Annotated in this window: 17 protein-coding genes and 1 pseudogene; 9 read left to right on the top strand and 9 right to left on the bottom strand. The window is 44.1% G+C overall.

The genetic code is table 11. The features are described from left to right. Positions 1-8: 8 nt before the first annotated feature. Positions 9-2,216, bottom strand: coding sequence for a SpoIID/LytB domain-containing protein (locus tag JOD02_RS04615; RefSeq protein ID WP_204487406.1), 2,208 nt, complete (start codon positions 2,214-2,216; stop codon positions 9-11). A 140-nt stretch (positions 2,217-2,356) separates the two neighbouring features. Between JOD02_RS04615 and JOD02_RS04610 the strand changes: the two genes are divergently transcribed. Beyond that, the gene (locus JOD02_RS04610; RefSeq protein WP_204487404.1) at positions 2,357-4,171 is read left to right on the top strand and encodes a DUF2207 domain-containing protein; all 1,815 of its coding nucleotides are present in this window, start codon (positions 2,357-2,359) and stop codon (positions 4,169-4,171) included. Here the strand turns inward: JOD02_RS04610 and JOD02_RS04605 are convergent. The 5 genes from JOD02_RS04605 to JOD02_RS04585 all read right to left on the bottom strand — a co-directional run bounded on the left by JOD02_RS04605 (position 4,162) and on the right by JOD02_RS04585 (position 10,600). Further along, the gene (locus JOD02_RS04605) at positions 4,162-5,949 is read right to left on the bottom strand and encodes an ABC transporter ATP-binding protein (RefSeq protein WP_204487403.1); all 1,788 of its coding nucleotides are present in this window, start codon (positions 5,947-5,949) and stop codon (positions 4,162-4,164) included. The two genes, JOD02_RS04610 and JOD02_RS04605, sit on opposite strands and share 10 nt — an antisense overlap. Beyond that, the gene (locus JOD02_RS04600; RefSeq protein WP_341534530.1) at positions 5,946-7,775 is read right to left on the bottom strand and encodes an ABC transporter ATP-binding protein; all 1,830 of its coding nucleotides are present in this window, start codon (positions 7,773-7,775) and stop codon (positions 5,946-5,948) included. The genes JOD02_RS04605 and JOD02_RS04600 overlap by 4 nt, the downstream gene beginning before the upstream one ends. A 61-nt stretch (positions 7,776-7,836) precedes the next feature. After that, on the bottom strand, positions 7,837-8,994 hold the full coding sequence (locus tag JOD02_RS04595; protein WP_204487401.1) for a hypothetical protein: 1,158 nt from the start codon (positions 8,992-8,994) through the stop codon (positions 7,837-7,839). Then, complete coding sequence (locus tag JOD02_RS04590; RefSeq protein WP_204487399.1) at positions 8,991-9,914, bottom strand: hypothetical protein; 924 nt, start codon at positions 9,912-9,914, stop codon at positions 8,991-8,993. Before JOD02_RS04590 ends, JOD02_RS04595 begins: the two co-directional genes overlap by 4 nt. Beyond that, on the bottom strand, positions 9,911-10,600 hold the full coding sequence (locus tag JOD02_RS04585; protein WP_204487398.1) for a DUF4004 family protein: 690 nt from the start codon (positions 10,598-10,600) through the stop codon (positions 9,911-9,913). The genes JOD02_RS04590 and JOD02_RS04585 overlap by 4 nt, the downstream gene beginning before the upstream one ends. 238 nt (positions 10,601-10,838) lie before the next feature. Here JOD02_RS04585 and JOD02_RS04580 point away from each other — a divergent pair, with 238 nt between their 5' ends. The 8 genes from JOD02_RS04580 to JOD02_RS04545 all read left to right on the top strand — a co-directional run bounded on the left by JOD02_RS04580 (position 10,839) and on the right by JOD02_RS04545 (position 23,265). Beyond that, a complete protein-coding gene (locus tag JOD02_RS04580) occupies positions 10,839-12,188 on the top strand; it encodes a GH1 family beta-glucosidase (protein WP_204487396.1) in 1,350 nt (449 codons plus the stop codon). A gap of 218 nt (positions 12,189-12,406) precedes the next feature. Then, positions 12,407-14,176 (top strand): HlyD family efflux transporter periplasmic adaptor subunit, encoded by a 1,770-nt coding sequence (locus JOD02_RS04575; protein WP_204487395.1) that lies wholly within the window; start codon positions 12,407-12,409, stop codon positions 14,174-14,176. 44 nt (positions 14,177-14,220) lie between these two features. Further along, a complete protein-coding gene (locus JOD02_RS04570) occupies positions 14,221-14,904 on the top strand; it encodes an ABC transporter ATP-binding protein (RefSeq protein ID WP_204487394.1) in 684 nt (227 codons plus the stop codon). Further along, positions 14,901-16,067 carry an ABC transporter permease gene (locus JOD02_RS04565; protein WP_204487393.1) on the top strand — a complete coding sequence of 389 codons (1,167 nt, stop codon included), beginning with the start codon at positions 14,901-14,903 and terminating at the stop codon, positions 16,065-16,067. Before JOD02_RS04570 ends, JOD02_RS04565 begins: the two co-directional genes overlap by 4 nt. Before the next feature lie 282 nt (positions 16,068-16,349). Further along, a complete protein-coding gene (locus JOD02_RS04560) occupies positions 16,350-17,675 on the top strand; it encodes a pyrimidine-nucleoside phosphorylase (protein WP_204487392.1) in 1,326 nt (441 codons plus the stop codon). A gap of 124 nt (positions 17,676-17,799) precedes the next feature. After that, positions 17,800-19,341, top strand: coding sequence for a xylulokinase (locus tag JOD02_RS04555; protein ID WP_204487391.1), 1,542 nt, complete (start codon positions 17,800-17,802; stop codon positions 19,339-19,341). A gap of 44 nt (positions 19,342-19,385) precedes the next feature. Next, positions 19,386-21,356 (top strand): glycoside hydrolase family 127 protein, encoded by a 1,971-nt coding sequence (locus JOD02_RS04550; RefSeq protein ID WP_204487390.1) that lies wholly within the window; start codon positions 19,386-19,388, stop codon positions 21,354-21,356. A 127-nt stretch (positions 21,357-21,483) separates the two neighbouring features. Continuing rightward, entirely contained in the window at positions 21,484-23,265 is a 1,782-nt protein-coding gene (locus JOD02_RS04545; protein WP_204487388.1) for an aminopeptidase P family protein, read from the top strand. Between the two features lie 202 nt (positions 23,266-23,467). Here JOD02_RS04545 and JOD02_RS04540 read toward each other — a convergent pair whose 3' ends face one another. From JOD02_RS04540 to JOD02_RS04530, 3 genes and pseudogenes are all read right to left on the bottom strand, one after another. Further along, the gene (locus JOD02_RS04540; RefSeq protein WP_204487386.1) at positions 23,468-24,595 is read right to left on the bottom strand and encodes a uroporphyrinogen decarboxylase family protein; all 1,128 of its coding nucleotides are present in this window, start codon (positions 24,593-24,595) and stop codon (positions 23,468-23,470) included. 489 nt (positions 24,596-25,084) lie between these two features. Next, entirely contained in the window at positions 25,085-25,564 is a 480-nt protein-coding gene (locus JOD02_RS04535; protein WP_341534544.1) for a ribonuclease H-like YkuK family protein, read from the bottom strand. Between the two features lie 329 nt (positions 25,565-25,893). Beyond that, positions 25,894-26,126: pseudogene (locus JOD02_RS04530) on the bottom strand (transposase); the annotation flags it as partial.

The following is a 26,126-nucleotide window of genomic DNA, read 5'->3' as shown; positions in this document are numbered from 1 at the left end:
CAAGTTTTCTATTGGTTAAATGAAGGGTTGTTTTCGTATATGTTCCTAATCTGGCAGCCGGGGTAAAAGTGCTGGAAGATCTGCTCATATGAATAACCCAGCAGTGATAGACCGTAGGCGCCGTACTGACTCATGCCAACGCCGTGACCGTAACCGCCTCCCGAGATGGTTACCTCTTCGATTGCCCCTTCAGAATTTCTCAGTATGTTGATATAGGCGAAAGCGCTGGGCAGTATAGGGAAGTTATCCCTTACCGACCCATCTTGGCAGTATAGCTTTATGGGGTGCTTGATGTCAAGATAGTTAACTGGCTGGAGCACCTTTCGTATATTGTATTCTTTTATGACTTTAAATACTCCATGGGTGGTGGTTATTTCGAGTTCCATCATGTTTCCGCCCTGGCCGCGCCGTGTCACAACCAGGTTCTGCAGCTCTCCGATATCCTGCGGTATCTCCTGCTGTATAAATTCGTTCTCACCCTTTCTTGTGAGGACGAATGCGGGCTGCGAGCGCTGTATGAGCGGTAGATTGTGCTGAATGCTGGCTTCAAGCTGCTGGCGGGTCATGGTGACGCTCCAGCGGAAAAACGGCGAAAAGCGGTCGTAACCGTCTAAATCCTTTTGGTCTATGAATGCTCTGAAGTTCTCTTCGTTGTGGAGGTCAGGGACGTTGCTGGGGAACTGGGGCTTAGCTATCAAATAGGGGACCTCATGCGAGGGAAATTTGTTGTTCTTATCGCTCCACACCTCGTGAAAGTTGGCGGTGTATCCGCAGGAGGTCGAGAAGAAGCGTGCGTCTATCACCTGGTCACCAAAGAAGCCTACCAGCCCCCGTGTTTCATTCACCGCTTGAACGGCAATAGGTTGTTCGGCTATGGAGTTGTACACCTGGCTGGCGGTGCTGTCATCCACATGGGCTCCAAAAGCTGCGTAGCCCTCGGATTTGAAGCATCGTATGGCATATGACCTGGCGGCTATGGCCTGTACTTTTAAAGCCTCAAGCCCAAATTTTACGGGCATTTCGCTGGGCACCACGGTGTACAGGTACTCCTCCAGGTCAAGCTCGTTTACCACTATAAGACCATGGTCATCATCACCGTTTAAGGCTATCTCTATAGTTCCTCTATAGGGCATGCTGCCTGATGTTTTACTTGAACTCCCATTGCGATCCAGTATGCTGAGCCTTCCGCCTTCCACAGGGCGTATGTACCACCTGTGGGGTGAGGAAGCCACCTTTTGCCCATTTACATACAGGGCTATGCCGTTGGCATCGGGTTTAAGAGTTATTACTTCGTTTGCCATAAATGTACGGGAGATGGGCTGTATCAACGTCTGAGCAGTAAAGTCTGTATCGCATGTGATGCTGACCTGGCTGTGAAGTATGTCGTTGTCCTTTTTGTTTTTTATGAGTACCCGCACCCCGTCCCTTGGCAAAAGCTGGTCCTGTATGATGATGGTACGGCCTTTACCATCGTTATCGCAAAACAGCGTTGAATCAGTACACCCCACCAGGCCTGACATCATACCCTGATAGATGACCGAGCTTTCTTTGATGGAGTACACAAAAAGGTTGTCGGTTATTGGGAGCCTGCCAAGGAGCGAATCTTCAATATACCGGCCTGAGCGAGATGCTGCTAAGACTTTTGAAAGTTTCACGGACTTAAGCGGATTTATATATACAATCTGGTTTTCCACCAGTGTTATCTCGGAGGGGGTAAAGTCTTTAATCTTTTCGGATGGCAATGGATTGGTGCAAAGAAGTTGATCCTGAGCTATGTATAGTGCAACTTCCGACGGATGTCGGGTTGAACCGTTTACTTTAACAGGTATTGCAGCTGAGAAATGGCTCACGCTGGGCAGGTATTGTATGTACCATTTATTGTAAGTTTTCGCCACCATGAATGGAACGCTTATATAGCCCTCTTTCATATACAGCAATGCCCTTACTCTGTAAGCATTGTTTTCTATAGGTTTGCATTCTGCTATTTTGTACTGTTTAAAGGGAATTAGCTCCAATGCCAAGTTTATAAAAGGATGGCTTTTGTCTACGTGCCTGTCCAGCAAGCCATAAAGCCTTTCATCGCGAGCCAATAGGTAGTCCAGAAACTGTTTAACGGCATTTGCAGGAGGTGGTGTATACGAAATATGTACAATCAATAGTATGAGGGCAATAAAAAAGATCAGCATTAAAATGTGTGGAAATCGGATTACTTTCATAAGGCGTAACCTCCTGTTATCTGGAAGCTCTAACATTATTTTATCATATGCTATGCAGCATTAGGGACTTTTTTGCTTTTTTTGTGTAGAAATATTAAAGGCTTTCGTGTTACAATAGATACAGACGGGGGGTTGTTGTTGTGAGAAAATGGGGATTTGCACTGTTGCTTTTAATAATTGGTGTTTTTGTAGCATTTACAGTATATGCTGATTCATCGCCCAAGTATTCTGTGCAGGAGTGGAACATCTCGGCTGTGATTAATCCGGATGGCTCTATGGATGTGGAGGAATACATAACTTATGATGTAAAGCACGGCCACCAGGGTCCTGTGGTGAGGCATATCGATATTTCCAATTCCTCCAGCATGGAAAACTTAGAAGTCTTATCAGTGAAATCTGCCGATACAGAAGATAGTACCCAATCCAAGCTTGAGCCATATAAGTTTGTGGATAAACCCGATGGAGGCATCACCAGGGCTTTTGCAACCCGGCCAGGCGATATACCGGACGAAATAGAGGATGTTTTAATATTTCCCCCTGACGGTGGTGAACACACCTTTGTTTTGAAGTACAGGCTCAATGACCTGGTGTCGCTTTATAAAGATACAGCTGTGCTTTACTGGAATCCAGTTATAAAGGGATACGGCCTAGAAGTGCATAAATTTAATATGAATATAACCTTGCCCGAAGGGACAAAGCCCGATGGCTTGAAACCATTTGTATACGGAGCTTTAGAAGGAGGCTGTGAGGTATTAGAGGATGGTACAGCTAGTATAACAGTGACGAGATTAAGCGCGGGTGAATTCGTAGAGGTTACTCTGGTATTTCCAAAGGATGGAGTGACTCAAGGTAGAAAGGTCATCGATAATGATGGTTTGAATAGTATTTTGCAAGAACAAAGCATGAAGGCAGAGGAGATGGAGCTTTTAAGGCGTAAGGAGGAGAAGGAACGGAAGCTGCGTTTTGTTGCTGTAGGAGGTGCCATAGCAGGGATTATAATCATAATGATTTGCGCATGGGCATGGGTAGGAAAACGTTGCTCAAAGTCATCTGCTTTTTTATCCTTTCTCAAGGGACAGGCCTATGCTGGAACAAGCGCTTCAGGATTGGATGGAGCTGTGACAAGACAACTGGTGAATGTGTATGGGAAATCAGGAGATGCCAAGCAAGAAGTGATAAGCCCTGTACGTTTGCCGGCTGACTATTATACCCCCGCTGAGCTTGGAGCACTGCTGCGCGGAAGGAAAATTGTCCCTGCAGATATGGTGGCAACGCTTATAGATCTGGCGGTGAGGAATTATCTTGACATTGAGGTATCAGGCGAGGGATGTTATGTTCTTACTTTAAGGGACTTTAAACGTGACAGTTTAAAGTCTCATGAGGAGTATCTGATAAATTGGTTTTTTAAGGATATAGGTGACGGGAAAAAGGTCTCAACTGGGGCCATACTGCAGGCTGCCTATGGCGGAGGATTTGGCAAAGAGTTCCATAACCGTTTTTTAATATGGAAGAAACTTGTATTAAGGCAGGCTATGCGGTGGGGGTTTAATAAGAGGGTGCCCTTTTTTAAGGCCTATAAAAGGACACCCTTTGGTAAGCAGCATTATAAGAACTGGATCAGGTTTAAGAAGGAGTTGAAGAGGCTTAGCCGTGAGGCCTATAAATTACCCCTTAAGGATTGGGAAAGCTTCCTTGCTTACGCATTTACCTTAGGAATAGCTAGATATGTTGTTGAGGGGCTGCACAAAGCATATCCATATTCCGTCAGGGCACTTTTAAATAGCGACCTAGCTGTTTTGCGTCCAGAAAACTTCGTTGCTATAGACCATTGGCTTGACCTTGCAAAAAGGCTTAACCTTATGCGATTTAAGCGAGCTAGAATATTGAGTTGGCTGTATGTTATTAAACCTCTCAGCACCGGACGAAGTTACAGAAAGAGTGACACCTATACATAATACTGCGCCTGGGCTTTCCACATTGTAGAGTATATACCTCCTGCTTTTTCTAGCTCAGCGTGGGTCCCATATTCCACTAATCTGCCGTTATCGAAAACCGCAATTTTATCGCAAAACTTACAGCTGGATAAACGGTGGGAGATATAAATTGCGGTTTTATTTTTTACCAGCTCGTTAAATTTTGAGTAGATTTCAAACTCGGCATAAGGGTCTAGAGCTGCTGTGGGCTCATCAAGTATCACTATTGGAGAATTTTTATAAAGAGCCCGAGCAATAGCCAGCTTTTGCATCTCTCCGCCTGATAGCTCTACGCCTTTTTTATCAAAATTCTTGTATAGAGAGGTGTCAACGCCGTATTCCAAGCTCTGAATTTTATCATAAATGCCCACCTTTTTAAGTGCTGCAATGAGCGCCTCCTCATCACAAGGCTGATTGAAAACCAGATTTTCTTTTATGGTAAAAGAGAATAACTTGTAGTCCTGAAAAACCACAGAGAGCAGCTTCATGTACTCGTTAAAATCAAACTCCTGAATATTAATGCCGTTTAGCAGAATCTCTCCTCTTTCGGGTTCATACAGCCTGCACAGCAGCTTGATAAAAGTCGTTTTGCCTGCTCCGTTCTGCCCTACAATGGCCAATTTTTGGCCATTTTCTATCTTGATTGAGACATCTTTTAAGGCATAATCGTTGCTACGGGGATATTTAAACCATACATTTTTGAATTCAACGGTAATATTATCCATGTTTTGTATCTTTCTGGTTCCGGTTTTGACTCTTGACGGTATACCTTCAAACTGTAAATACAAGTCCAAATACCTGCACATCTGCCTGAACTCGATAAACTGTGCTAAAAAGGCGGATACATTGGTAGAAAAACTGCTTGCCGCTGAAACATACATGGTAAAGTCACCTATGGTTATGGCATTTTTAAACACCTGCCATACCATATATGAATATACAACTATCATCTGTATTTGCAGGTTTATATTTGATAACCCCTCGTATTTTCCGTTTATTCCAAACAGCTTGCCAAAGCCATTAAAGATTTTTTCGATGTAATCGTCTTGTTTTCTGAGAATGTAGGGTGACATGCTGTAAATCCTGACATCCTTGGCTATAGAAAAGTCGCTGGTTAAACTTATATAATATCCAATTCTGCGGTTTATGGGTATCAATTCCTGATAAAATTTGAATTGAACTGCTTGAGATTTTTTGAATATGAAAGAATTAATGAGGACAATGGATAGGATGATAACAAGTAAAAATGCATTTAAGGTTGAAACGATGGCGATAAGCCCTACAATTGACATTGAGGTCTGAACCAGATTTATTATGCTGCCTATCATTCGCCATATTGCCCCCTGATTGTTTATGGTAAACAGTGCTTTTTCCTTCTGGTCCAGCACCTCAGGGTCTTCTATTTTTTCAAAGTCCAGGTTCATTATGTGTTTTCCCAAGTGCAGTTCAAAGCCGTTTACTAGGGCCACGTTGGCGATATCAATTTTGGTATCGAAAAAACGGTTTATCAAATTAAATACGCCATTGCCAAATACTACAATGCCCACCAGCAGAATAAACACTTCTATCCTTTGGCTGCCCATGAGCTCGTTCAGTATGAATCTTGGCATAATAATGTTTATAAAAGGCGCAGCTGCTTTAAAGGCGGAAGAGAATATAACGAGAGGAATGTAATTTCTGGATATGGAGTGGGTGAGACTTAAAAAGCGCCATGCAACCCATAGGTCTTTTTTTAGAAGCCCGGTGTTTGGAGCTTTCATACTGCCACTTCCTCTCTGTAATACTTGGCCTGTACAGTGAACATATCAGCATATTTGCCGTTAAGCGCTATCAATTCATCATGGGTACCGTATTCAACCAACTTACCATTTTCAAACATAGCGATCGCGTCGCAAAAACGCGTTGATGCCAAACGATGGGAAATATAAATTGCAGTCTTGTTTTTAACCATTCTATTGAAGCTCATATATATGCTGTATTCTGCCAACGCGTCCAATGCGGCTGTGGGTTCATCCAGGACCACAATGGGAGCGTCCTTATACAGCGCTCGGGCTATTGCGATCTTCTGGTTTTCTCCTCCGGAAAATTCTACACCGTCATCGTCCAGTATTTTCAGCATGCTTGTGTCAACCCCGTTTTTAAGGCTGCATATTTTATTCCAAATTCCCGCCTGTTCAAGAGCGCTTTTCAGCTTTTCATGATCAATGTTCTTCTTTTCACATACTGCCACATTTTCGGCAACCGAAAAGGCAAGCGGCTTTATATCCTGAAAAACCACCGAGAACAATTTGTAATACTCTTCTCTGTTAAATCGTTTAATATTTATGCCATTCAATAATATTTCACCCTCAGTGACATCATATAGCCGGCATAACAGTTTGACAAAGGTGGTTTTACCTGCTCCGTTATGCCCAACAATGGCCAGCTTTTGCCCCGCCGGTATTCTTATACTTAAATCTTTAAAGATGTAGGTATTACTATTGGGGTATTTAAACGAAACATTGCGAAACTCAAACTCGTATGGTCCCTCGGGTAAAGGAACAGTATCATCACTGGCCATAATATCTTGTTTTTCTATGAAACTTCTGAAGTCACATATATATAAATTCTGGGCTCTAATATGAGCTATGTCATTGATGACGTTTGTAAACCAGCTGGCAAACTGGGCTATAGTAGTAAAGTACATGGTAAAATCGGGGATTGACAGCTTTCCGGCTATTACCAAGGAGATTAAATATGCATAAATAATGCCTTCCCGGATTAGTAGCAGCAGCGTATCTGCTATACCCGCCTTGAAATACTTTAATCTAATCTCTCTGTGAATTTTGAGGCGTCTTTCCTTGTATAGTTTGAATAGTTCGGCAATCCAGTCGCGGATCCCTAAAATCCGTAGCTCTTTTCCATAAGCGAAGTCGTACATAATATTATACAAATATTGTGAACGCCTGTCGTTTTCGGATATCTCGTCCTTTTTGCTGTGCTCGAATTTTCTGGCCAAAAAAGTCAGGTAATAAGATATGATGACATTTGCAATGAGATACATAAGCACAAAAATATTCAAGGTCGCTACAATAGTTATATAACCCAGAAGTGCCAATATATTTCCTGCAAACCCGAATAACTTGTGCAGTACCCCTTCTATACCGATATTGTTGTTATCCAGACAGCGAAAAGCAGTTTGCATATCGTTTAGAAACTGCGGGTCCTCGGTATTCTGAAAATCGGTGGTCATACATTTCTGCTGGTGCATGCGTATGTATTCAAACCTTACCTTCACCATATGTGGATAATATGCATTCCTTAGGTAGGCTGTCAAGAAACCGGTAATTGAAGCGCATGAGAAAAAACCTGCAAGCAAAATTATCAACATCTCAGGACGTTTTGCATTTAATAGTTCCTGCAGTATAAACCGGGGGAAAAATATTGAAATAAAAGGAGCAATGGCAGACAGTACAGTGTATAGCCCAAAATATATAAATACAAATTTATCATATTTCCATGCCCCTTTTACTACAAAGGCCACATTTTGCATAGTAGTATACTTGGGTTTTGTCTTATTATCTGCTCTTGGTTTTAACTTTAACACCTTATTCTCATTCCCCTCTTCATGAAAATGGCTTTATTGGAAATGCCACGTCTCTTTAAAGTTATTTTTCTATATGTATGCCTCCACCTGCTGCTACACTTCCGTTAATATTTTTACAATGTATGTTACCTCCTGCAGATACATTGCCTTCTATATTTTCACAGGTAGCGTTTCCTCCTGCGTTGACATTGCCTCCTACATTTCGGCAGGTGACATTTCCTTTAGCGCTGACGTTCCCCTTTACATCGCTGCAAGATAGGTTGCCGTGGCATTCTATATCTAAAGCCTCACCGTCGTATTTTACTTCGATGCTGGTTGAGTCGGGGTCGCCCTTTTTCAACAGTTTTCTGCCGATAAACGCTACTATGCGCAGTTTCCCGTCATCTTCCCAGGGTAGGTCAGTAAAATCGCCCTTACGAGAACCATCTTCTATTCTCAAATTATCCCTTATTGAATTTATCATCTTCTCTGCTTCATCGGCATCTATCTTTCCATGCTTATACAAATCCAAAATTTTTACAAGAGTTGCATTTGCCATATCGGTCATCTCCTTTTTCAATGTTATTTTCTGGTTATTAGAAAAGATATTGTTCACCTTGCAGGTATCATCAATGATGATTTGACCATCGCAATACAGCCTATCAACAATACAGTTGCCTTTGAGCTTTACATTATTTGCTCGAACGACCTTGGCTTTGAGCCCTTCTGCTTCTAAATTGGTACATTCCAACACATCCACAAATGAATGTTCCACGCTTATATCGCGGCCGAAATATAACTTGAGAAATGGTCTTAATCTTATGGGTATTGGGTTTCTCATACTTTTGATCTTATCATAATTATTTTTCAAAACTATACTGTCGCCATACATCTTTGAAACCGAACAAATGCCATCCACATAGATCTCATCAGCGCAAACTTCACGGTTTGAGGTCATAATACCATCACACACAATCTTATCCGCATTTAAAGAAGCCCTACGCATCTTTAGTATACCGTCTATTTTTACACTTTTTACCTTGATGTCTCGGAATATCCTTGCAATGCCATCTATTCGCATTTCATCAGCGGTAATCTTACCTTTGCTTTTAAACATTCCGTTTACAGTTATTTGTCTGGCGGTAACTGGTCCCTTTAGTTTGCCAATGCCATCAATTGAAATTGTTTGGTATTCACCGCCCTGTATAGAACCTATACCCTCTACTTTTTCGCTTTTCATAATCTCACCACCTGCTCTATCACTGCTTTTTCTGAAATTTCAACGCTGTTCTTGTATTCCACCCTGTCAATTACGCATAAATCACCTATCTCCACATCTATACCTGACACCAGTTGAGCCCTTGTATATTCAATGTTGATCCTGTCACCTTCGATGCTTTCAATGCTAACGATTCCTGCATTTGAAGTAAAATTCTTATAACCAGCTGACTTGGGTATGGATTTAAACAGTTTGTCTTGTTGAAAACTTTTGAGAATGCGAATGTTGCTTCCCATAATGCTTTTAACAGATATTGCATCATTCAGGACTAGTGTAATATTTTCAGCGTTGATGCTTTGGCAGCGCAGTCCTCCAAAGCTGTAAAAGTTTTCGCAAACAATTTCATTATCATAAGCCAATAAAGCTGAAGAAATGATATTTTTGAACTCATAGTCGCATGATGAAAGGTCCATTGCAAAAAAATTTTCAAACGTTTCAGCTTTTAATATTCCCCTCCATTGAAGTCCTTTATTTGAGTAATCATAGTGTGCTGCTGCATTTACAGCATCAGCTTTTTGATTGGCTGTTTGAACCGGAATCCCACCCCTTGCCTTTTTTTTATTGGCAGGGCCGTTCCTGAGTATCCTGCATTCTAAAAATTCGGCTGATAGGTCGCCTATTACTACTATAACATCCCCTTTACAAATACCATGCAGGGATATATTTCCTGCAACTTTTACATTGCCCCAGCTGACATGATTGGCTTTAACTTCTCCTGCACCGCGCAATTTGTGGACTGCAGAGTTGTGTACATCGATTTCCCCTGCAAGATATATGGCATTGATATCGCTATCAGTGACATAAAGCTCTCCTGCCGCCATAATGAAATTATAACACCCTTCAATATATCTTTTCCCTATAGCAATGGCGTTTTTCCTCATGTCAGCACCGCCTTTTCCGAAGCAAGCTCAAAAGGGACATCTTTTTCCTCGTCGTCAAACCTGAAATTAAAGCTCTTGTGGTATTTAACCTTCATGAGAGAAGAGATATCATTCAGGCGAATCTGGCATAGCACTTTCCATCTGCTGTCAAAGAATACTTTGGCTTGTTCAGCATGAATGGTAACAAAGTAATCCCCGTTTTTGTCAAGCAGCACAAACATAAAATCGGTCTGTTTGATATCCTTTAAATGGTCCTTTATACCCTCACACAGAGATTCCACATCCTTAAGCTGCAAACCAAAATTTCTCTTACATTGAGAAATGGCAATTAGTGCCAATACTTCCACATACGAAAAGCTATTTTTCCTAAAGGTTTGGCAAAAACAGGGTATAAGTCCTTTTTCAATTTCATCGATGATTTGCAGGTCATCTGCTGTAAATATTCTTTCAGATACTTCAGGAGACAGGATCTTTGCCAGCTCTTCCAAAGAGTATTTGTCCTTGAGCTCTTGAATAGCTTTAATCCTGTTGAGTATTTTATTTCTAGGAAAGAAGGTTTCCTGACCGGTAAATGTAGGTTGCTTTATGAACCACTCTTCAGGTATCAATCCTTCCCGCTTCCAACGGTATAACTGTCCGTAAGATATTCCCGTAATCTTGAGCAGCTCCTTTTTGGAGATAAGCACTCACCCCATCTCCTTTCGTAACATTGTTATGTTATGCTAAATCTAATGTAACATAACATTGTTACAAAGTCAAGGAAATTTGTAGAAAAATATTTAAACGGCATTGAATAAATGTAACACTAATGAAAGAAATACTTGGAAGGAGCGGTTATAATTTTGTGGAAAACAAAGATAGTTTTATGGTAAAATAGCAAATAGGTATTGATACATAGACTGAGTTGAAATGGGGGGATTGCATATGGGTAAGATGACATTTCCTAAGGATTTTATATGGGGTTCAGCTACCGCATCATATCAAGTGGAAGGTGCGGTAGACCAGGACGGGCGTGGCGAGTCCATATGGGACAGGTTCAGCCATACTCCGGGGAATGTGCTGAACGGAGATACAGGCGATGTGGCTTGTGATCACTACAATCGGTACAAAGAGGATATACGACTGATGAAGGAGCTTGGACTCAAGGGATATAGGTTTTCCATCGCCTGGCCCAGGATATATCCCCAAGGAAAAGGGCCGGTCAACCAAAAAGGCGTGGACTTTTACAATTCCCTTGTGGATGAGCTTTTAAAGGCTGGTATAGAGCCCATTGTTACACTTTATCACTGGGACTTGCCACAGGCGCTTCAGGATATAGGCGGATGGGACAATAGGGACGTAACGGATTATTTTGCCGAGTATGCCTTTAAGATGTACGATGTCCTGGGTGACCGCGTCAAGAAATGGATTACCCACAATGAGCCGTGGGTGGTGGCATTTGTGGGCAATGCATTTGGCCATCATGCACCTGGATATAAGGATTTTGCGCTTGCGGTAAGGATTACCCATCATCTGCTGCTATCGCATGCCAAGGCGGTACAGGCTTATCGTCAATCGGGGAATGATGATGGTGGGCAGATAGGGATTACCTTGAACTTGACGCCTGTTTATCCTGCTTCTGATAGCCCCGGGGACAGCGAAGCGGCTAAGTTTCAGGATGGTTTCCAGAACCGGTGGTTTTTGGACCCGGTATTCAAAGGCACTTATCCCGAGGATATGATGGCATATTATCAGGAGAAATACAATGCACCAGCGATATGTCCAGGTGATATGGAGCTCATTGCAAACAACCCCATCGATTTTCTTGGAATAAACTACTATACCAGAGCTGTAGTCAAAAAAGGTAAAGAGGATAGTTTTGATTCGGTGGAGCATGTGCGTCCTGAAGGAAAGTATACCGAGATGGGATGGGAGGTATATCCTCAAGGGTTATACGACCTCCTCATGAGGGTGCATAGGGACTACAACGCTCCAGTTATCTACATAACTGAAAACGGAGCTGCTTTTAAGGATGACAAAGTGATAGACGGTGTGGTGGACGATCAGGACAGGTTGGATTACTTAAAGGCCCATTTTGAGGCAGCATACAAGGCAATACAGGATGGGGTAAATCTCAAAGGCTACTATGTATGGTCGTTTATGGATAACTTTGAATGGGCCTTCGGATACAGCAAGCGGTTTGGCATAGTGTATGTAGATTATGTGACATTGAAGAGGACCCCAAAGAAAAGTGCACTGTGGTATCGAGATGTGATTTCCGAAAACGGGCTTTAATAAAGCCCGTTTTCTTTTTGTTCACAAATATTTCAGAATTTATTCATGATTTTGCCAAAAACTATTGTTATACTGAGAACATGATATGTATAAAACGATCCGTATCAAGTCAACAACAATTGTATAATCATCTCTGCTAAACATTGCAAAACCGGGTTGAAGTTGGCGTAATCTTTGTACCTGCCTTAAAGTTATATCAATTAGTGGAGGGATGCAAGATGAACAAAAAATGGTTAAAGGGAAGCATAGCTGGACTTTTGGCGGTGGCGTTACTTGTAGGTGGTTATTTCGTTTATCGAAGGTTTCAGACACCTAGAACTAATGCAAATGCGAATTATAGGGTGGCAAGAGCTCAGATTGGCGACATAGAACTCAATGTTTCTGCAAGTGGGACTGTAGTTGCAGCGGTGACTCAAGAAGTGGCTCCGCTTATTAGTGGAACGGTGGAAAAGCTTGAAGTTAAAGAGGGTGATAAGGTTAAGGAAGGAGATGTGATAGCCGTTATTGATGATGAGAACCTGCAGCAGGAGATAGATAAGATTGAAAACAACCTTAAGCAGCAGAACCTCTCGTTGTCAAAATTAAAGGATAGCTTAAGTGATTTTTACATAAAAGCACCTGTTGATGGCCGGGTGAAATTCCTTAAGGCAAAGGTTGGCGAGGATGTAGGGCTTACCACCAGGACATACGGCGCTTTGGCCATTATTTCCACCGATGGAAGGATGAAGGTTACGTTTAAACCAAGGGGAGGTGTTTCTTTAACTGAGGGTGAAAAGGTTTTGGTCAGGCTGGAAGATGGTACTGAAGTAGAAGGGACTGTTGTAGAAACACCTTTAGGCCAAATGATAGCTCAACAGTACAATCAGCCTGAGACTAGTGCGGGAAGCGTCCAAGTTCAGATTGACAGGGATGACCTGCCAATTGGAGCCAAGGTCACCGTTTTAAAGCGCGATGAAAATTCCGACGAGTACGTGGCTGTTGGTGAGGGGACGCTGGATGTCAATCAGGGAGTTAACGTTACCGGAAATAACGGAAAAATAAGCATTATTTACGTGAAGGAAAACAGCATGGTAAAGCGAGGCGATAATCTATTTAAGCTGGATGATTCAGATGTCAAGGCCAATATAGAATCGCAGAATCTGACCATTCAGCAGACTCAAAAAGAGCTGGAGAGCAAGAAAAGTCTGCTTGGCAACACCAAGGTAAAAAGCCCTATAAATGGCATAATTACCTCTTTGAATGTTAAGGTTGGGGATCAAGTGCAGCAAGGCAAGCCAATTGCCACTGTTATAGATCCTACGCAGCTAAATGTAGTGGTTGCGGTGGATGAACTTGATATACCCAAAGTGAAAATAGGGCAAAAGGCCAAGGTTAAAATAGATGCTTTCCCCGATACCGTTTTTGAAGGAGAGGTTATAAAAATAGCTGATATAGGAAAATCCTCCGGCGGAGGAGTAACAACATTCGATGTGACTATTTCTATAAAAAATCCAGGTGATATTAAGATTGGTATGAATGCAACTGCCGAAATCCAGGTAGAAAGCAAAAAAGGAGAGGTGCTTGTTCCAGTAGAAGCCATTCAAGAAAGAAACGGGGAAAAGTATGTACTGGTAGCGTCCAATTCTTCGCAAGGCAATAAAGGAGATGAGCAGGGATCTTTTAGGGGGTCTGCTTCTATATCTGATATGGCAGGTAGTGGGAATGCACAAGGGCAAAGGTTTGTGACGAGAAATAGAAGCATGAATATACCATCAGGAAACTTGTTTGGAGAGGTGAGTTTACGTAAAGTAGAGATTGGCATTACAAATGAGACTTACGCCGAAGTCATAAGCGGAATTGAAGAAGGTGAAGTAGTGCTTATTCCAGTGTCTGGCTCGAACAACAATCAGAATAATTGGCAGGGGATGTTTCCAGGCTTTGGTGGCATGAGAGGGGCTTTCCCACAGGGAGGATTTGACAGGGCTAGAGTTCCCGCCAATAATCGCTGATAAAGAGGGATGAGATATATAAAGAAAGAAGGTGCTTTGGGGGCATGATACGGCTTGAAAACCTTAGCAAGGTTTACAAAATGGGAGAAAATGAAGTGGTAGCTCTAAACAACATCTCCTTATCCATCAACAAGGGTGAATTTGTTGCCATTATGGGCCCTTCGGGTTCGGGCAAATCCACCCTTATGAACATAATCGGATGTTTGGATGTACCCACTCAAGGTAGATATTACCTGGATGGCCGCGATATATCCTCTTATAACCACAATCAGCTGGCAGAGGTACGCAACAAAAAGTTCGGTTTTGTCTTTCAAGGGTTTAATCTGCTGCCCAAGCTGACAGCTCTGGAAAATGTGGAGCTTCCGCTTATTTATGCAGGTGTTGGTGCCAGGAAACGAAGGGAAGAGGCTATGCGCGTTCTGGAAATGATGGGGCTTAAGGAGCGGATGCACCACCGACCTTCAGAGCTGTCGGGTGGGCAGCAGCAGAGGGTTGCCATTGCAAGAGCCTTAGTTAACCGCCCATCGGTGATACTGGCCGATGAGCCCACAGGCAATTTGGACAGCAAATCGGGCAAGGAAATCATGCAGATATTTAAAGAGCTCCATTCTCAGGGAAATACCATTATACTTATAACTCACGATATTAACATAGCAAGGTATGCAAGGCGTATGATCAGCATACGCGACGGGCAAATCGTATCGGACGAAGAGGTGGGAATTCAATGAAATTTACTCAGGCCATTAAAATGGCTTTAAATTCTATTTTGTCAAACAAGATGCGTTCATTTTTAACCATGCTTGGGGTCATCATTGGGGTCATGGCTGTCATCACCCTGGTTGCTTTAGGGCAGGGTTCTACCCGGCAGGTATCCCAACAAATCGAGAGCTTGGGTACCAATTTGATCACCGTCAATATCACGGGTAGAAGAAGCCGCAGCGTTAATGAAGAGGACTTGCAGCGGATAAAGAGTATACCCGGTGTCAGCGAGATAGCACCTGTATTGAGCGGTGGGGTAACGGTAAAAGCGGGTAACAAGAATACCAACACTTCTCTTGAAGCCACTACGCCCGGATATCAGCATGTAAGAAACACAAAAGTCCAGCGTGGCAGATTCTTGCTTCAAAACGATTTGGATATGCGGTTTAGGGTGGCGGTGGTAGGAGTGGATGTTGCCGATGAGCTGTTTGGGAGAAGGGATGTAGTGGGAGAGAAGATTTCGATAAACGGAGTGGAATTTTCAATTGTGGGTATACTGGAGGAGAAGGGAAGCTCTATGGCTGGTTCGGACGATAATAGGGTTATAATACCATTGACCACTGGTCAGAGGTTTCTTGGAAATACAGAAATTCGAACTTTTTATGTTTCCACGCAGTCACCTGATGTTGTAAATCAAGTAGTCGCGGAGATACAGCGGTTTCTGACCAGGAAGTTTAACGACGAAAACAGCTTCAGGGTATTTAACCAGACGCAGCTCTTATCAACTATTAATCAGGCGACTGCTACTTTGACCATGATGCTGGGCGGTATTGCAGGTATATCGTTGCTGGTAGGCGGTATTGGGATCATGAACATAATGCTGGTATCTGTCACTGAGCGGACGCGCGAGATAGGAATAAGAAAGGCCATAGGAGCCAAGAAGAGAGATATACTGGTGCAGTTTCTCATAGAGTCATCTGTGCTCAGCGGATTGGGCGGTGTACTGGGGATCATAGTGGGCTTTGTGGGGGTAAGTGTTTTGGGCAAGATATTGAACATCCCTGCAGCAATTTCTGCCGATGTGGTATTGCTGGCAACCGGGTTTTCAGTGGCGGTTGGGATTATATTCGGCTTATATCCGGCCGGTAAGGCGGCCAGCTTGAATCCTATTGATGCACTGCGTTATGAGTGATAACAACCACCCTATATAGCCTTTCTTGTTCATTCTTTTATAGATGGCCTCGTACTTGAATTATAGTATCTGGGCAAGTGCATAAATGCTCTTGCTCTTTGTTTTTAATTAGTGTAACATGATAGTAGTAGAACCACTTCCTAGCATTTATCTCCCTTCAGAGTGAATGGTGTGATTTCCTGAAGGGATTAATTCCTTTTTGTTGCTTATGGGCTGATTATACCTCGATAGTAATATGATTTATGAAAAAATGTATTTATTTTGAAAGGATGCTGCTTAATAATGCGTATGCTGGATATCATTACAAAAAAGCGAGATGGCAAAGAGCTTACCAGAGAGGAAATAGGTTTTTTCATCAAGGAGTATGTGGCAGGGCACATTCCGGATTACCAGGCGGCTGCCTTGTTGATGGCCATATATTTTCAGGGTATGACCAGCCGTGAAACCGCTGACCTCACCCTGGCCATGGCCTATTCAGGGGAGACGGTGGACCTGTCACCCATACCGGGGATAAAGGTTGATAAGCACAGCACAGGCGGGGTGGGGGACACCACCACCCTGGTAGTTGCACCACTGGTGGCGGGCTGTGGAGTGCCGGTGGCCAAGATGTCGGGCAGAGGCCTGGGCCATACCGGCGGCACGATCGACAAGCTTGAGTCCATTCCGGGATTTAACCCCTTTCAGCCAATTGATGATTTTATTCGCATAGTGAAAGAAGTCGGCGTGGCTGTAGTGGGGCAGACAGAGAATTTGGTGCCTGCCGATAAGAAGCTGTATGCGCTGCGGGATGTGACGGGGACTGTTGAACATAAATCCCTCATTGCCAGCAGCGTTATGAGCAAGAAGATTGCTGCCGGGGCCGATGCCATAGTTCTTGATGTAAAAGTGGGCAGCGGGGCTTTTATGAAATCGGTGGAGGACGCCTTTGAACTTGCGCAGGAGATGGTTAGTGTAGGTGTCCTCGTGGGGCGCAACACAATTGCCATAGTTACGGATATGAACCAGCCTCTGGGGATGGCCGTCGGCAATGCGCTTGAGGTGAAAGAAGCGATAGAGGTATTAAAAGGAGAAAGGGAGGGGGCACTTAAAGAGGTTTCCCTGTTGCTGGGAGCGTACATGCTGTATACAGCCGGGCACTGCCGAACTGTTGAGCAGGGCTGTGAGATGATAGAGGAGGCACTTCATAGCGGGAGAGGTCTACAAAAGCTTAAGGATATGATTCGTGCTGAGGGAGGGGATGAGAGAGTGGTGGACGATACCTCCCTTTTACCGCTAGCTGACGAGGTCATTGCTATAAAAGCGCAGCAGAGCGGATATATAAGCTCTATGGATGCGTACAGCATAGGGCAGGCTGCCCGGTTGCTGGGAGCCGGGAGAAGCACCAAAGAGGATGCAATAGACCACAGGGTGGGCGTAGTTTTGCATAAGCGTTTGGGTCAAAGGGTGGAGAAGGGCGAGACGCTGGCCGAGTTTTATGTGACCAGGGAGGATAATTTGCAGGAAGCTATTAATGTATTTAATGAGGGGATAATTATCGGTGATCAGCCTCCTCAACCCAGGCCATTAGTGTACGGTGTGGTAACACGCGATGGCGTTGAAAGGTGGTGATTCTGTATCTTCTGTACATATCGACATGTTCTTTTTTAAGGCAATATTACCTTGCCGAACGACAACAGTACCAATGCGTTGGGTGCAAAAACTGTACAAAGAAATGTAAAAAAGAGGGGCTGCTATGAGTAAAGAGGGTTTAATTCTGGTATTTGATATAGGCACCACGGGAGTAAAGTGTGCTGCCTTTAAGCCGGATGGGGAGAAGGCCTGTGCACATACTGTCAATTACGATACAGTTTATCCCAAGCCGGGATGGGCCGAGCAGAAACCAGAGGACTACTGGAGAGGCATAATCGATGGGACTAAGGTTTTGCTGGAGAAAGGTAATATTAGCCCACAACGGATTTCGGTCATTGGCCTTAGCGGGCACATGAACGGATGCATTCCTGTGGATGCAAACGGAAATGTCTTACATCCAAATATAATCCATTCGGATTGTAGGAGCCAGGCAGAGGCTTCTTATCTTAAGCGAGTATTTGATGAATGGCACTTTTACAGCATTACCGGCAATAGGATCGATCCACACTATACCTTTACAAAGATACTGTGGTTAAAGAAGAATTATCCGGAAATATATGATAAAACGGCGTATTTCTTAAATTCCAAGGATTACATTGGATTTAAGCTGACAGGTAAGTTGGGGTTTACTGACCTTTCTGATGCCTCGTTGACCTGTATGCTGAACATCAACCAAGGAAAGTGGGCACAGGATGTTTTGAGTGAAGCAGGCGTAGATGTACATAAGCTTCCAGAACTGTTGCCTTCTTTTTACATCTTAGGTAGTCTGTCGGAGCAGGCAGCCGACCTTTTGGGCTTGAAGGCTGGAACGCCGGTGGTAGTGGGCGGAGGAGACGGGGCATGCGCCACAAAAGGGGCCGGTGTGGTCAAAAAGGGGCAGGCATATAACTATATTGGGAGCAGCGCCTGGATATCGACTATAAATGACCGACCTGTGTTGGACAAAGGTGCCAGGATATTTCATTTTTATGACCTGGATGGGAGAAATTATAATGTTACCGGGACGGTGCAGTGCGCCACCATTGCTTACGATTGGGCCATCGAAAACATAGGCGGTTTTAAGCTACAAAAAGCCGAGGCGAGGGATGAGGTATTTGAGGCTGTTGAAGATTTGGCGCGGCAGGCGCCCATTGGTTCAAACGGTGTGTTTTTCGTACCCTACATGATGGGCGAGAGAACGCCCCACTGGGATGAAAACACCAGGGGCGGCTTTGTAGGCCTTACGCTGTATCATGGGAAGAGCCATCTCTTTCGAGCAGTTTATGAAGGTGTAGCTTTTGCTCTAAAGAACGTTTTGGATGTATTTGAGGAAAACGGTTTAAGAGTTGAGGAGCTGACGCTGCTTGGAGGGGGGGCCAAGAGCAGACTGTGGAACGAGATTATGTGCAATGTATACGGTAGGCCTGTAAAGGTGCATTGCTTCCCCGGAGAAGCCACTTCGCTGGGTGCCGCAATTGCCGCAGGGGTGGGAGTAGGCATTTTTGAAAGCTTCGAGGATTCTGCCCAAATTATCAGGTATCAGTGTTCTTGGCAGCCGGTTTCAAGCGAGGTGGAGTCCTATCAAAGCTACTACCGGATATATAACATGATGTACAGGCAGCTAAAGCCCATATATGATGAGATAGCAAAGTTGATTGGTAAGTGAGCAGTGGAGGCGTTTTATTGAGTTGAGAGGGAGGGGGCTTTTTTATGCGACTTAATAAGCTTACCAACGTCAAAATGGAAAACGTAAAACTCAATGGAGGGTTGTTGGGGTGTATTCAAGATTTAATCGTGAATGAGACCATCCCCTACCAGTATAACGTACTCAATGATGATGTGGAGGAAGCACCAAAAAGCCACGCTATAGCCAATTTTCGCATTGCAGCAGGGGAGCAAAAGGGCGAGTTTTACGGCATGTTCTTTCAGGACAGCGATGTGGCTAAATGGTTGGAAGCTGCCAGCTACAGCTTAATATTGAAGCCCAACCCTGAGCTGGAGAAAATTTTGGATGAACTGGTCGACCTCATTGGTAGGGCGCAACAGCCGGATGGGTATTTGAACACCTATTTTACTGTGGCTCATCCTGATAAAAGGTGGACGAATTTGAGGGACATGCATGAGCTGTACTGTGCTGGGCATATGATGGAGGCTGCTGTTGCCTATTACAGAGCTACCGGTAAGACCAAGCTCATCGACATCATGAGCAAATTTACTGACCATATGTTAACAGTGCTAGGCCCTGAGCCGGGGAAAAAGAGAGGGTATGATGGTCATCCAGAGATAGAGCTTGCACTGGTTAAGATGTATAAGGTCACAGGGGACGAAAAGTATTTAAGGCTTGCCAAGTACTTCATTGATGAAAGGGGTAAGGAGCCGCATTATTTCACAATAGAAGCTGAGCTTAGAGGAGAAAAGAAAAAGAGCACTGGTCAAGATGATATGTGGTCTACATACCAGTATTATCAGGCCCATCTGCCGGTGAGAGAACAGACAACTGCTGAAGGGCATGCGGTGAGGGCCATGTACCTGTATGCCGGTGCGGCTGATATAGCCAGGGAAACCGGCGATGAGGAATTGTTTGCGGTGCTGAAAAGGCTATGGGATAACGTGACCAAGAAGAGGATGTACATAACGGCAGCTATAGGTTCGCAGAGTTATGGGGAAGCCTTCTCATTTGATTATGATTTGCCCAATGATACCATCTACGGTGAGACCTGTGCCTCTATAGGCCTTGCGTTATTTGCTTACAGGATGCTTCAAATGGACCCTGATAGCAGGTACGCAGATGTTTTGGAAAAAGCAATATATAACGGAATTTTAAGCGGTATATCGCTTGATGGCAAAAGGTTTTTCTATGTAAATCCTCTTGAGGTGAATCCAGAGGCATGTGAGAAGAGGTATGACCACTCACATGTCAAAGTGGAGCGCCAGGCGTGGTTTGCATGTGCCTGCTGTCCCACCAATGTCAGCCGGCTTTATGCCTCGATAGGCGATTACATGTATTCTACCTCCACCGACGGCGAGATATATATCCACATTTTCGCAAACAGCAGCGCAAATATAGCTTTAAATGGCAAAAATGTTGCTCTCAATGTCAAGACCCGCTATCCTTGGGATGGAAATATAAGCGTCAAGGTCAATCCTGATTCAAAAGGGGAATTCACTGTAGCAATACGCGTTCCTTCATGGTGTGGGGAGCCTTCCATTCGTGTAAACGGACAGCCTGTGAACATAGGGGAGCATATTGAGAAGGGATATGTTAAGATAAGAAGAGTATGGGAGCCAGGTGATGAAATCGATGTAGTTTATCCCATGAAGGCTGTGCTGGTACGGGCTAATCCCAAAGTGCGGGAGAATGTAGGAAAAGTAGCTATACAGCGCGGACCAATGGTTTATTGCATAGAAGAAGTGGATAACGGGAAAGGGCTGCATAAAATCATAGTACCCAAGAATGTGGAGTTTAAGGAAGTTTTTGAGGAGGGGCTTTTAAACGGGGTAGTAACCATAACATTTAAGGCATACAGGTTGAAGGATTGGCTTAGTGATGAATGCTATAGCTTTGCCCCAAATGACTATGAAGAAATAGAGGTTAAAGCTGTTCCCTATTATGCATGGGGCAACAGAGGAGCTGGCGAGATGATGGTTTGGCTGATGAGCAACATAGACACAACCGGTTGATTTTCGTAGGGTAGCTTTGCAGAATAGTTAGGGGGAAGTTCCAAGACCGAACCTGCGAACAGGCTAAAATAAAGCCTTCAGACTTTTCAAGAGCATATGGCACAATGAAAAAGGGGAGATGAGTAGCTTGGATATAAAAAGCAGAATAAACAAACTGCGCGAGAAAATGCTGGAGAAGGGTATGGAGGCCTACATCGTTCCCAGTTCCGACCCTCACATGAGCGAGTATGTGGCTCCACGCTGGGAGAGCAGGAAATGGCTGTCCGGCTTTACGGGTTCAGCCGGCACCTTGGTTGTAACCCGTCAAAAAAGCGGCCTGTGGACTGATGGGAGATACTACATACAGGCTGAAAAACAGCTCAAAGGCACGGGAATTGAGCTTTACAAAACTGGAATGCCAGGGGTACCTGATTACATAGAATGGCTTAAGGAGGAACTGCCTGAAAATAGCTGTGTGGGGATATGCGGCGAGGTGTTCTCGGTTTCCAAAGTCAGGGAGATGGAGAAGGAGCTCTCAAAAAAAGGCATATCCCTCAACAAAGAATTTGATCTAGTCGACGAGATATGGGAGGGGCGACCGCCGGTACCACAGCAACCGGTATTCATTCACGATGTGGCCTTTGCAGGAAGGACTGCGGCTCAAAAATTGTACACCGTGCGGCAGGAAATGGCAAAAAAGGGCGTTAATTATTATTTGGTATGCAGCCTGGATGATGTGGCATGGCTATATAACATTCGCGGCAGCGATATAGCCTACAATCCAGTGGCCATAGCATATGCCCTGGTTTCTTCCCATCAGGCCTGGCTGTTTATAGACAAAAGTAAGGTTCCTGGTGATGTGGTGCGCATGCTCGATGAGAACGGCGTAATCGTTGACGACTACGAAAAGATATATGAGTATCTCGCCCAGTTAAAAGAAGGAGATGCTATACTCTTTGACCCGGCTGTTACCAATAGCAGGCTATACCATGCCATAGCAAATGGATGCAAGAAGGTAGAGGACGTGAGCATCGTTGCCAGGTTGAAGGCTATTAAGAATGAGGTTGAGATAGAGAACCTGAAAAAGGCACATGTGCGCGATGGCGTGGCCATGGTAAAATTCCTCTACTGGCTTGAGCAGAATTTGGGCAAGGAGGAAATAACCGAGATCACCGTGGCCGAAAGGCTGGAAGAGTTCAGGCGCCAGCAGGAGGGATTTGTGGGCCCAAGCTTTGCCACCATTGCAGCCTACAAGGACCACGCTGCCATGATGCATTATCAGGCCACTCCTGAAACCTGCTATACCCTTGAGCGGGAAGGATTTTTGCTCATCGACTCGGGAGGTCAGTACCTGGGAGGGACCACCGATATAACGCGCACAATAGTTTTGGGTCCTATCACTGAAAGACAAAAAAGGGATTTTACGCTGGTGCTCAAAGGGCACATAAACCTGGCGAGAGCAAGGTTTCTATACGGGACTACCGGCTCCAACATAGATATATTGGCAAGGCTGCCCCTGTGGGAGCAGGGAATTGATTACAAATGCGGTACCGGGCACGGGGTAGGGTATTTCCTCAATGTCCATGAGGGGCCGCAGCGTTTAAGCCAGGTTCCCAACAACGTCAAGCTGGAAAGGGGAATGATCTTGACCAACGAGCCGGGGGTGTATATCGAGGGACAGTACGGCATACGCACCGAAAACGAAATGCTGGTGGTAGAGGACGGAGAGACAGAATTTGGGAAGTTTTTAAGGTTTGAGCCCATAACGTACTGCCCCATTGACCTCGATGGAGTTGATCCCGGGCTCTTGAACGAAGAGGAGAAAAGATGGCTCAATGAATACCACGCTATGGTTTATGAGCTGCTATCGCCGCTACTGGATGAAAATGAAAAGGAATGGCTCAAGGTTAAAACCAACCCGATAAATTGATACATCAAGAACAATTAACGGCAGAGTTTACCAAAAACTCCTATTGTTAGATGAACTGGACATATATTGGCGTATGAAATTTGTTTTCTGGGATAAAACCGACAACAAGGACGATGAAGTGAAAAGGAGCCATGGGATTTTATATTTCCCTGGCTCCCTTTGTTTTTTATATAAGCTCTATGTAATTATAAATTGTATTAATCTATTTCATGCCAAACAGCTCCTCCTTCAAGTCGAGATAATACAAATAATCCTCCGGTTTTACGTTGGGAGGGCAGCGATGGTCACAGAAGGGGATGTATCCTCCCCTTTCCACCAGCGGCACAAGGCTTTCAAGATACTCCTTTATGGCTTCTTTGCCTTGAGCCAGTACCATTTTGTCTACCCCACCCATGATTCTCAAGTCCTTTCCGTATTTATCCAGGAGCTCTTTTGGATGGCAGCAGCTGTTGACTTCAAAGGGGAACAGGCAATTGATGCCACTTTCTAAAAAGTAAGGCAATAGAGGTCGAACATCGCCGTCACAGTCAACATACCATATGTCTATGCCGGCTTCTTTGAGCTTCTTATGTATGCGCTTGTATCGCGGTACCACCACGTTTTTAAAGAAATCGATGGATACTATGGGGCCGTTTTTGAAGCATATATCCTCCCAACCCGCTGCAAAGTCGAAATCGAAATGCGGCAGCACCTGATCCAGAAAATCCTCAACAAGAACGCAGCAGGTTTCCACCATATCCTCCACCATATCGGGATAGTCATAGCAGGCATACGCCAAGCCTTCGAATGTGAGCATGTCGCGAATCTTGCCAATCATCGAGCCGGTATTTACGCCCAAAGGATAATCCCTGTCCGGTGGGTGTGCTTTTTTGAGGGCTTCAATATCCACTTTTCTAGAAGGGTCATCCCTACGGAAGCGTTCTTCCTTGCACCTTTTCCAGTCTTCAGGGGTTACGATGGAGGATTTTATGAAGTGCGGGATGGTGTCGTGCCCGTCTTTTGGAACTTCAGCAAGGAGGCCATCGCTGTTGATGAGGATTTTGGTGGTCTCAGTCTCTTCAACGACCCTCGATTCAAAAGGAGGGGACATCCATACGTTGCCGCTTATTACCTCTATCCTGTCGAAGTTGAAGAAGATGTCAGCCTCCCTGTTGTTGGTGATGCCGTTTTCTACAAATATGGACCATTCTTTGAAATTTTCATCCCAGTATCCAAACTCCATATTGAAGCACCGGTCGAAGGGCTTGTAATGCATCTGGTTGTTGAATCGTTCGCGGTCGGTCATGGTACCCTTCCATTTGGGCCGGCAAGGCGTTATTGTTTTCATCATAACCGAGCGCAGCAGTTTCCCTCCTCTTCAAGATGAAGAGGCATGCGCTCTTCCCCCCTTTCTTGTATTGTACGCTCTCGAAAAGTCCAAGAGCTTTATTTTAGCTTGCTTGCAGGTTCGGTCTAGGGCACTTCATCCCTAGATTATTGTATAAGGTTGCACTACAAAACCAATCGTTGTGCCTATATAGTTTAGTCACTTTTCGAGAATGTTCATATTAATGCTTCTGCCTTCTTTATTAAGTTGTACCCTGCTATACTTTGCATTGTCATGCATTTTCTTGCCCGAAAGGCTTTTTGTAATGATTTTTTAAACTTCTGTTTTTTATAAGTGGTGGGTAGTGGACTAAAAGCAGTTGCTTGTACGCTGAAACAAACTAGGTAGACGTCATAGTATGGTTTAACCAAAAAAACAGTTTATACAGCAATAAAAAATTTATAAAGACAACTATAAAAGATGCTCAACCTTTCCAACAATTGAAATCGCTTTTTACACCCTATATAGGTGTGAGTCTTTGGTGTATCGGTTTGCATAGCAACTGGCCGCGTAGCTTTCAGGTTTGATCTTTGGCTCAAAGGCGGTACCTTTGGCCATGGCCACCATTTCGTTTATTAAATCCTTGGTGGCACCATTGATGCCTACATCAAGGTGAAACTCAAAGTGTATATCGCCAGAACGGCCCGAAGGCCTGATTAAGCACTGTATAATTTTCTCAATCTTATCGGGAGTGAAAAGGGCAGCCACTTCTAAGGTTCTAGCGGTTTCGTAATATATCTTTTCGCGTAGGCTTTTCATGGGTCTAGGGACTACGTGCTTGGTGATAAAGCCAATAGCCCCCCTTCCAATACGGTGTAGGTGTATGGCAGTCACAAACACCGTATTCCTGCCCACTTGAGAATCTGAGCCTACCGACAAGCGATATTCGCAGTAAGGGGCCTGTCTTATAAAGTTAAGTATTTGCTCGTACACCTGGTCAAAGGTCAAGTTGTGGTATATGGAGTTAGAAAACAATAACGGTTGTTGTGCCGCCCTAGTTGCCGTGGCTTTTATACTGATCCCTCCCGCAATTTGGCTTTATCTACTATTATACATCAATTAATACTATTTTTACAGGGTTTTTAAAAATTTTTCAGAAATTTCGCATCTAATTTCCAGTGTAAATTTTTTTGAATATGGAATTAATGTTTTTCCATTTTATTGTAATTCTGGAATTTGAAAAGACCATAAACTCTGTCTTATAGGTACACTTCCCCCCTCCCCCATTCTAATCAAACCTGTATTTCCAGTTTTTTTGCTAACTATGTAGTGTCAAAAATTGGATTAACCCAGCCCTCTATTAACAGCACCTCATCTCTTATGTCTTCTATTATGTCTATCTGCAGCATCCTTTTCTCCCTAAATCCCCTAATGTTCCTGAAAAAGTATAACTGGCTTAGGTTAAAAGCTATTATCATAAACCCAACTACAGCCTCTGTACCCACTTCACTATGCACATAGCAATGGTCAAAATTATACTGTGTCTTTATTTGAC

The sequence above is a fragment of the Caldicoprobacter guelmensis genome, assembly GCF_016908415.1.
Taxonomy (GTDB): domain Bacteria; phylum Bacillota; class Clostridia; order Caldicoprobacterales; family Caldicoprobacteraceae; genus Caldicoprobacter; species Caldicoprobacter guelmensis.
The sequence above is the reverse complement of the archived record's forward strand: the minus strand, read 5'-3'. Positions and strand labels throughout refer to the sequence as shown.

Coding starts and splice junctions, on each gene's coding strand:
- JOD02_RS04540 (WP_204487386.1), bottom strand. CDS start 24,595: ATGATGAAAACAATAACGCCTTGCCGGCCCAAATGGAAGGGTACCATG.
- JOD02_RS04550 (WP_204487390.1), top strand. CDS start 19,386: ATGCGACTTAATAAGCTTACCAACGTCAAAATGGAAAACGTAAAACTC.
- JOD02_RS04570 (WP_204487394.1), top strand. CDS start 14,221: ATGATACGGCTTGAAAACCTTAGCAAGGTTTACAAAATGGGAGAAAAT.
- JOD02_RS04555 (WP_204487391.1), top strand. CDS start 17,800: ATGAGTAAAGAGGGTTTAATTCTGGTATTTGATATAGGCACCACGGGA.
- JOD02_RS04575 (WP_204487395.1), top strand. CDS start 12,407: ATGAACAAAAAATGGTTAAAGGGAAGCATAGCTGGACTTTTGGCGGTG.
- JOD02_RS04560 (WP_204487392.1), top strand. CDS start 16,350: ATGCGTATGCTGGATATCATTACAAAAAAGCGAGATGGCAAAGAGCTT.
- JOD02_RS04565 (WP_204487393.1), top strand. CDS start 14,901: ATGAAATTTACTCAGGCCATTAAAATGGCTTTAAATTCTATTTTGTCA.
- JOD02_RS04605 (WP_204487403.1), bottom strand. CDS start 5,949: ATGAAAGCTCCAAACACCGGGCTTCTAAAAAAAGACCTATGGGTTGCA.
- JOD02_RS04590 (WP_204487399.1), bottom strand. CDS start 9,914: ATGAGGAAAAACGCCATTGCTATAGGGAAAAGATATATTGAAGGGTGT.
- JOD02_RS04615 (WP_204487406.1), bottom strand. CDS start 2,216: ATGAAAGTAATCCGATTTCCACACATTTTAATGCTGATCTTTTTTATT.
- JOD02_RS04580 (WP_204487396.1), top strand. CDS start 10,839: ATGGGTAAGATGACATTTCCTAAGGATTTTATATGGGGTTCAGCTACC.
- JOD02_RS04595 (WP_204487401.1), bottom strand. CDS start 8,994: ATGAAAAGCGAAAAAGTAGAGGGTATAGGTTCTATACAGGGCGGTGAA.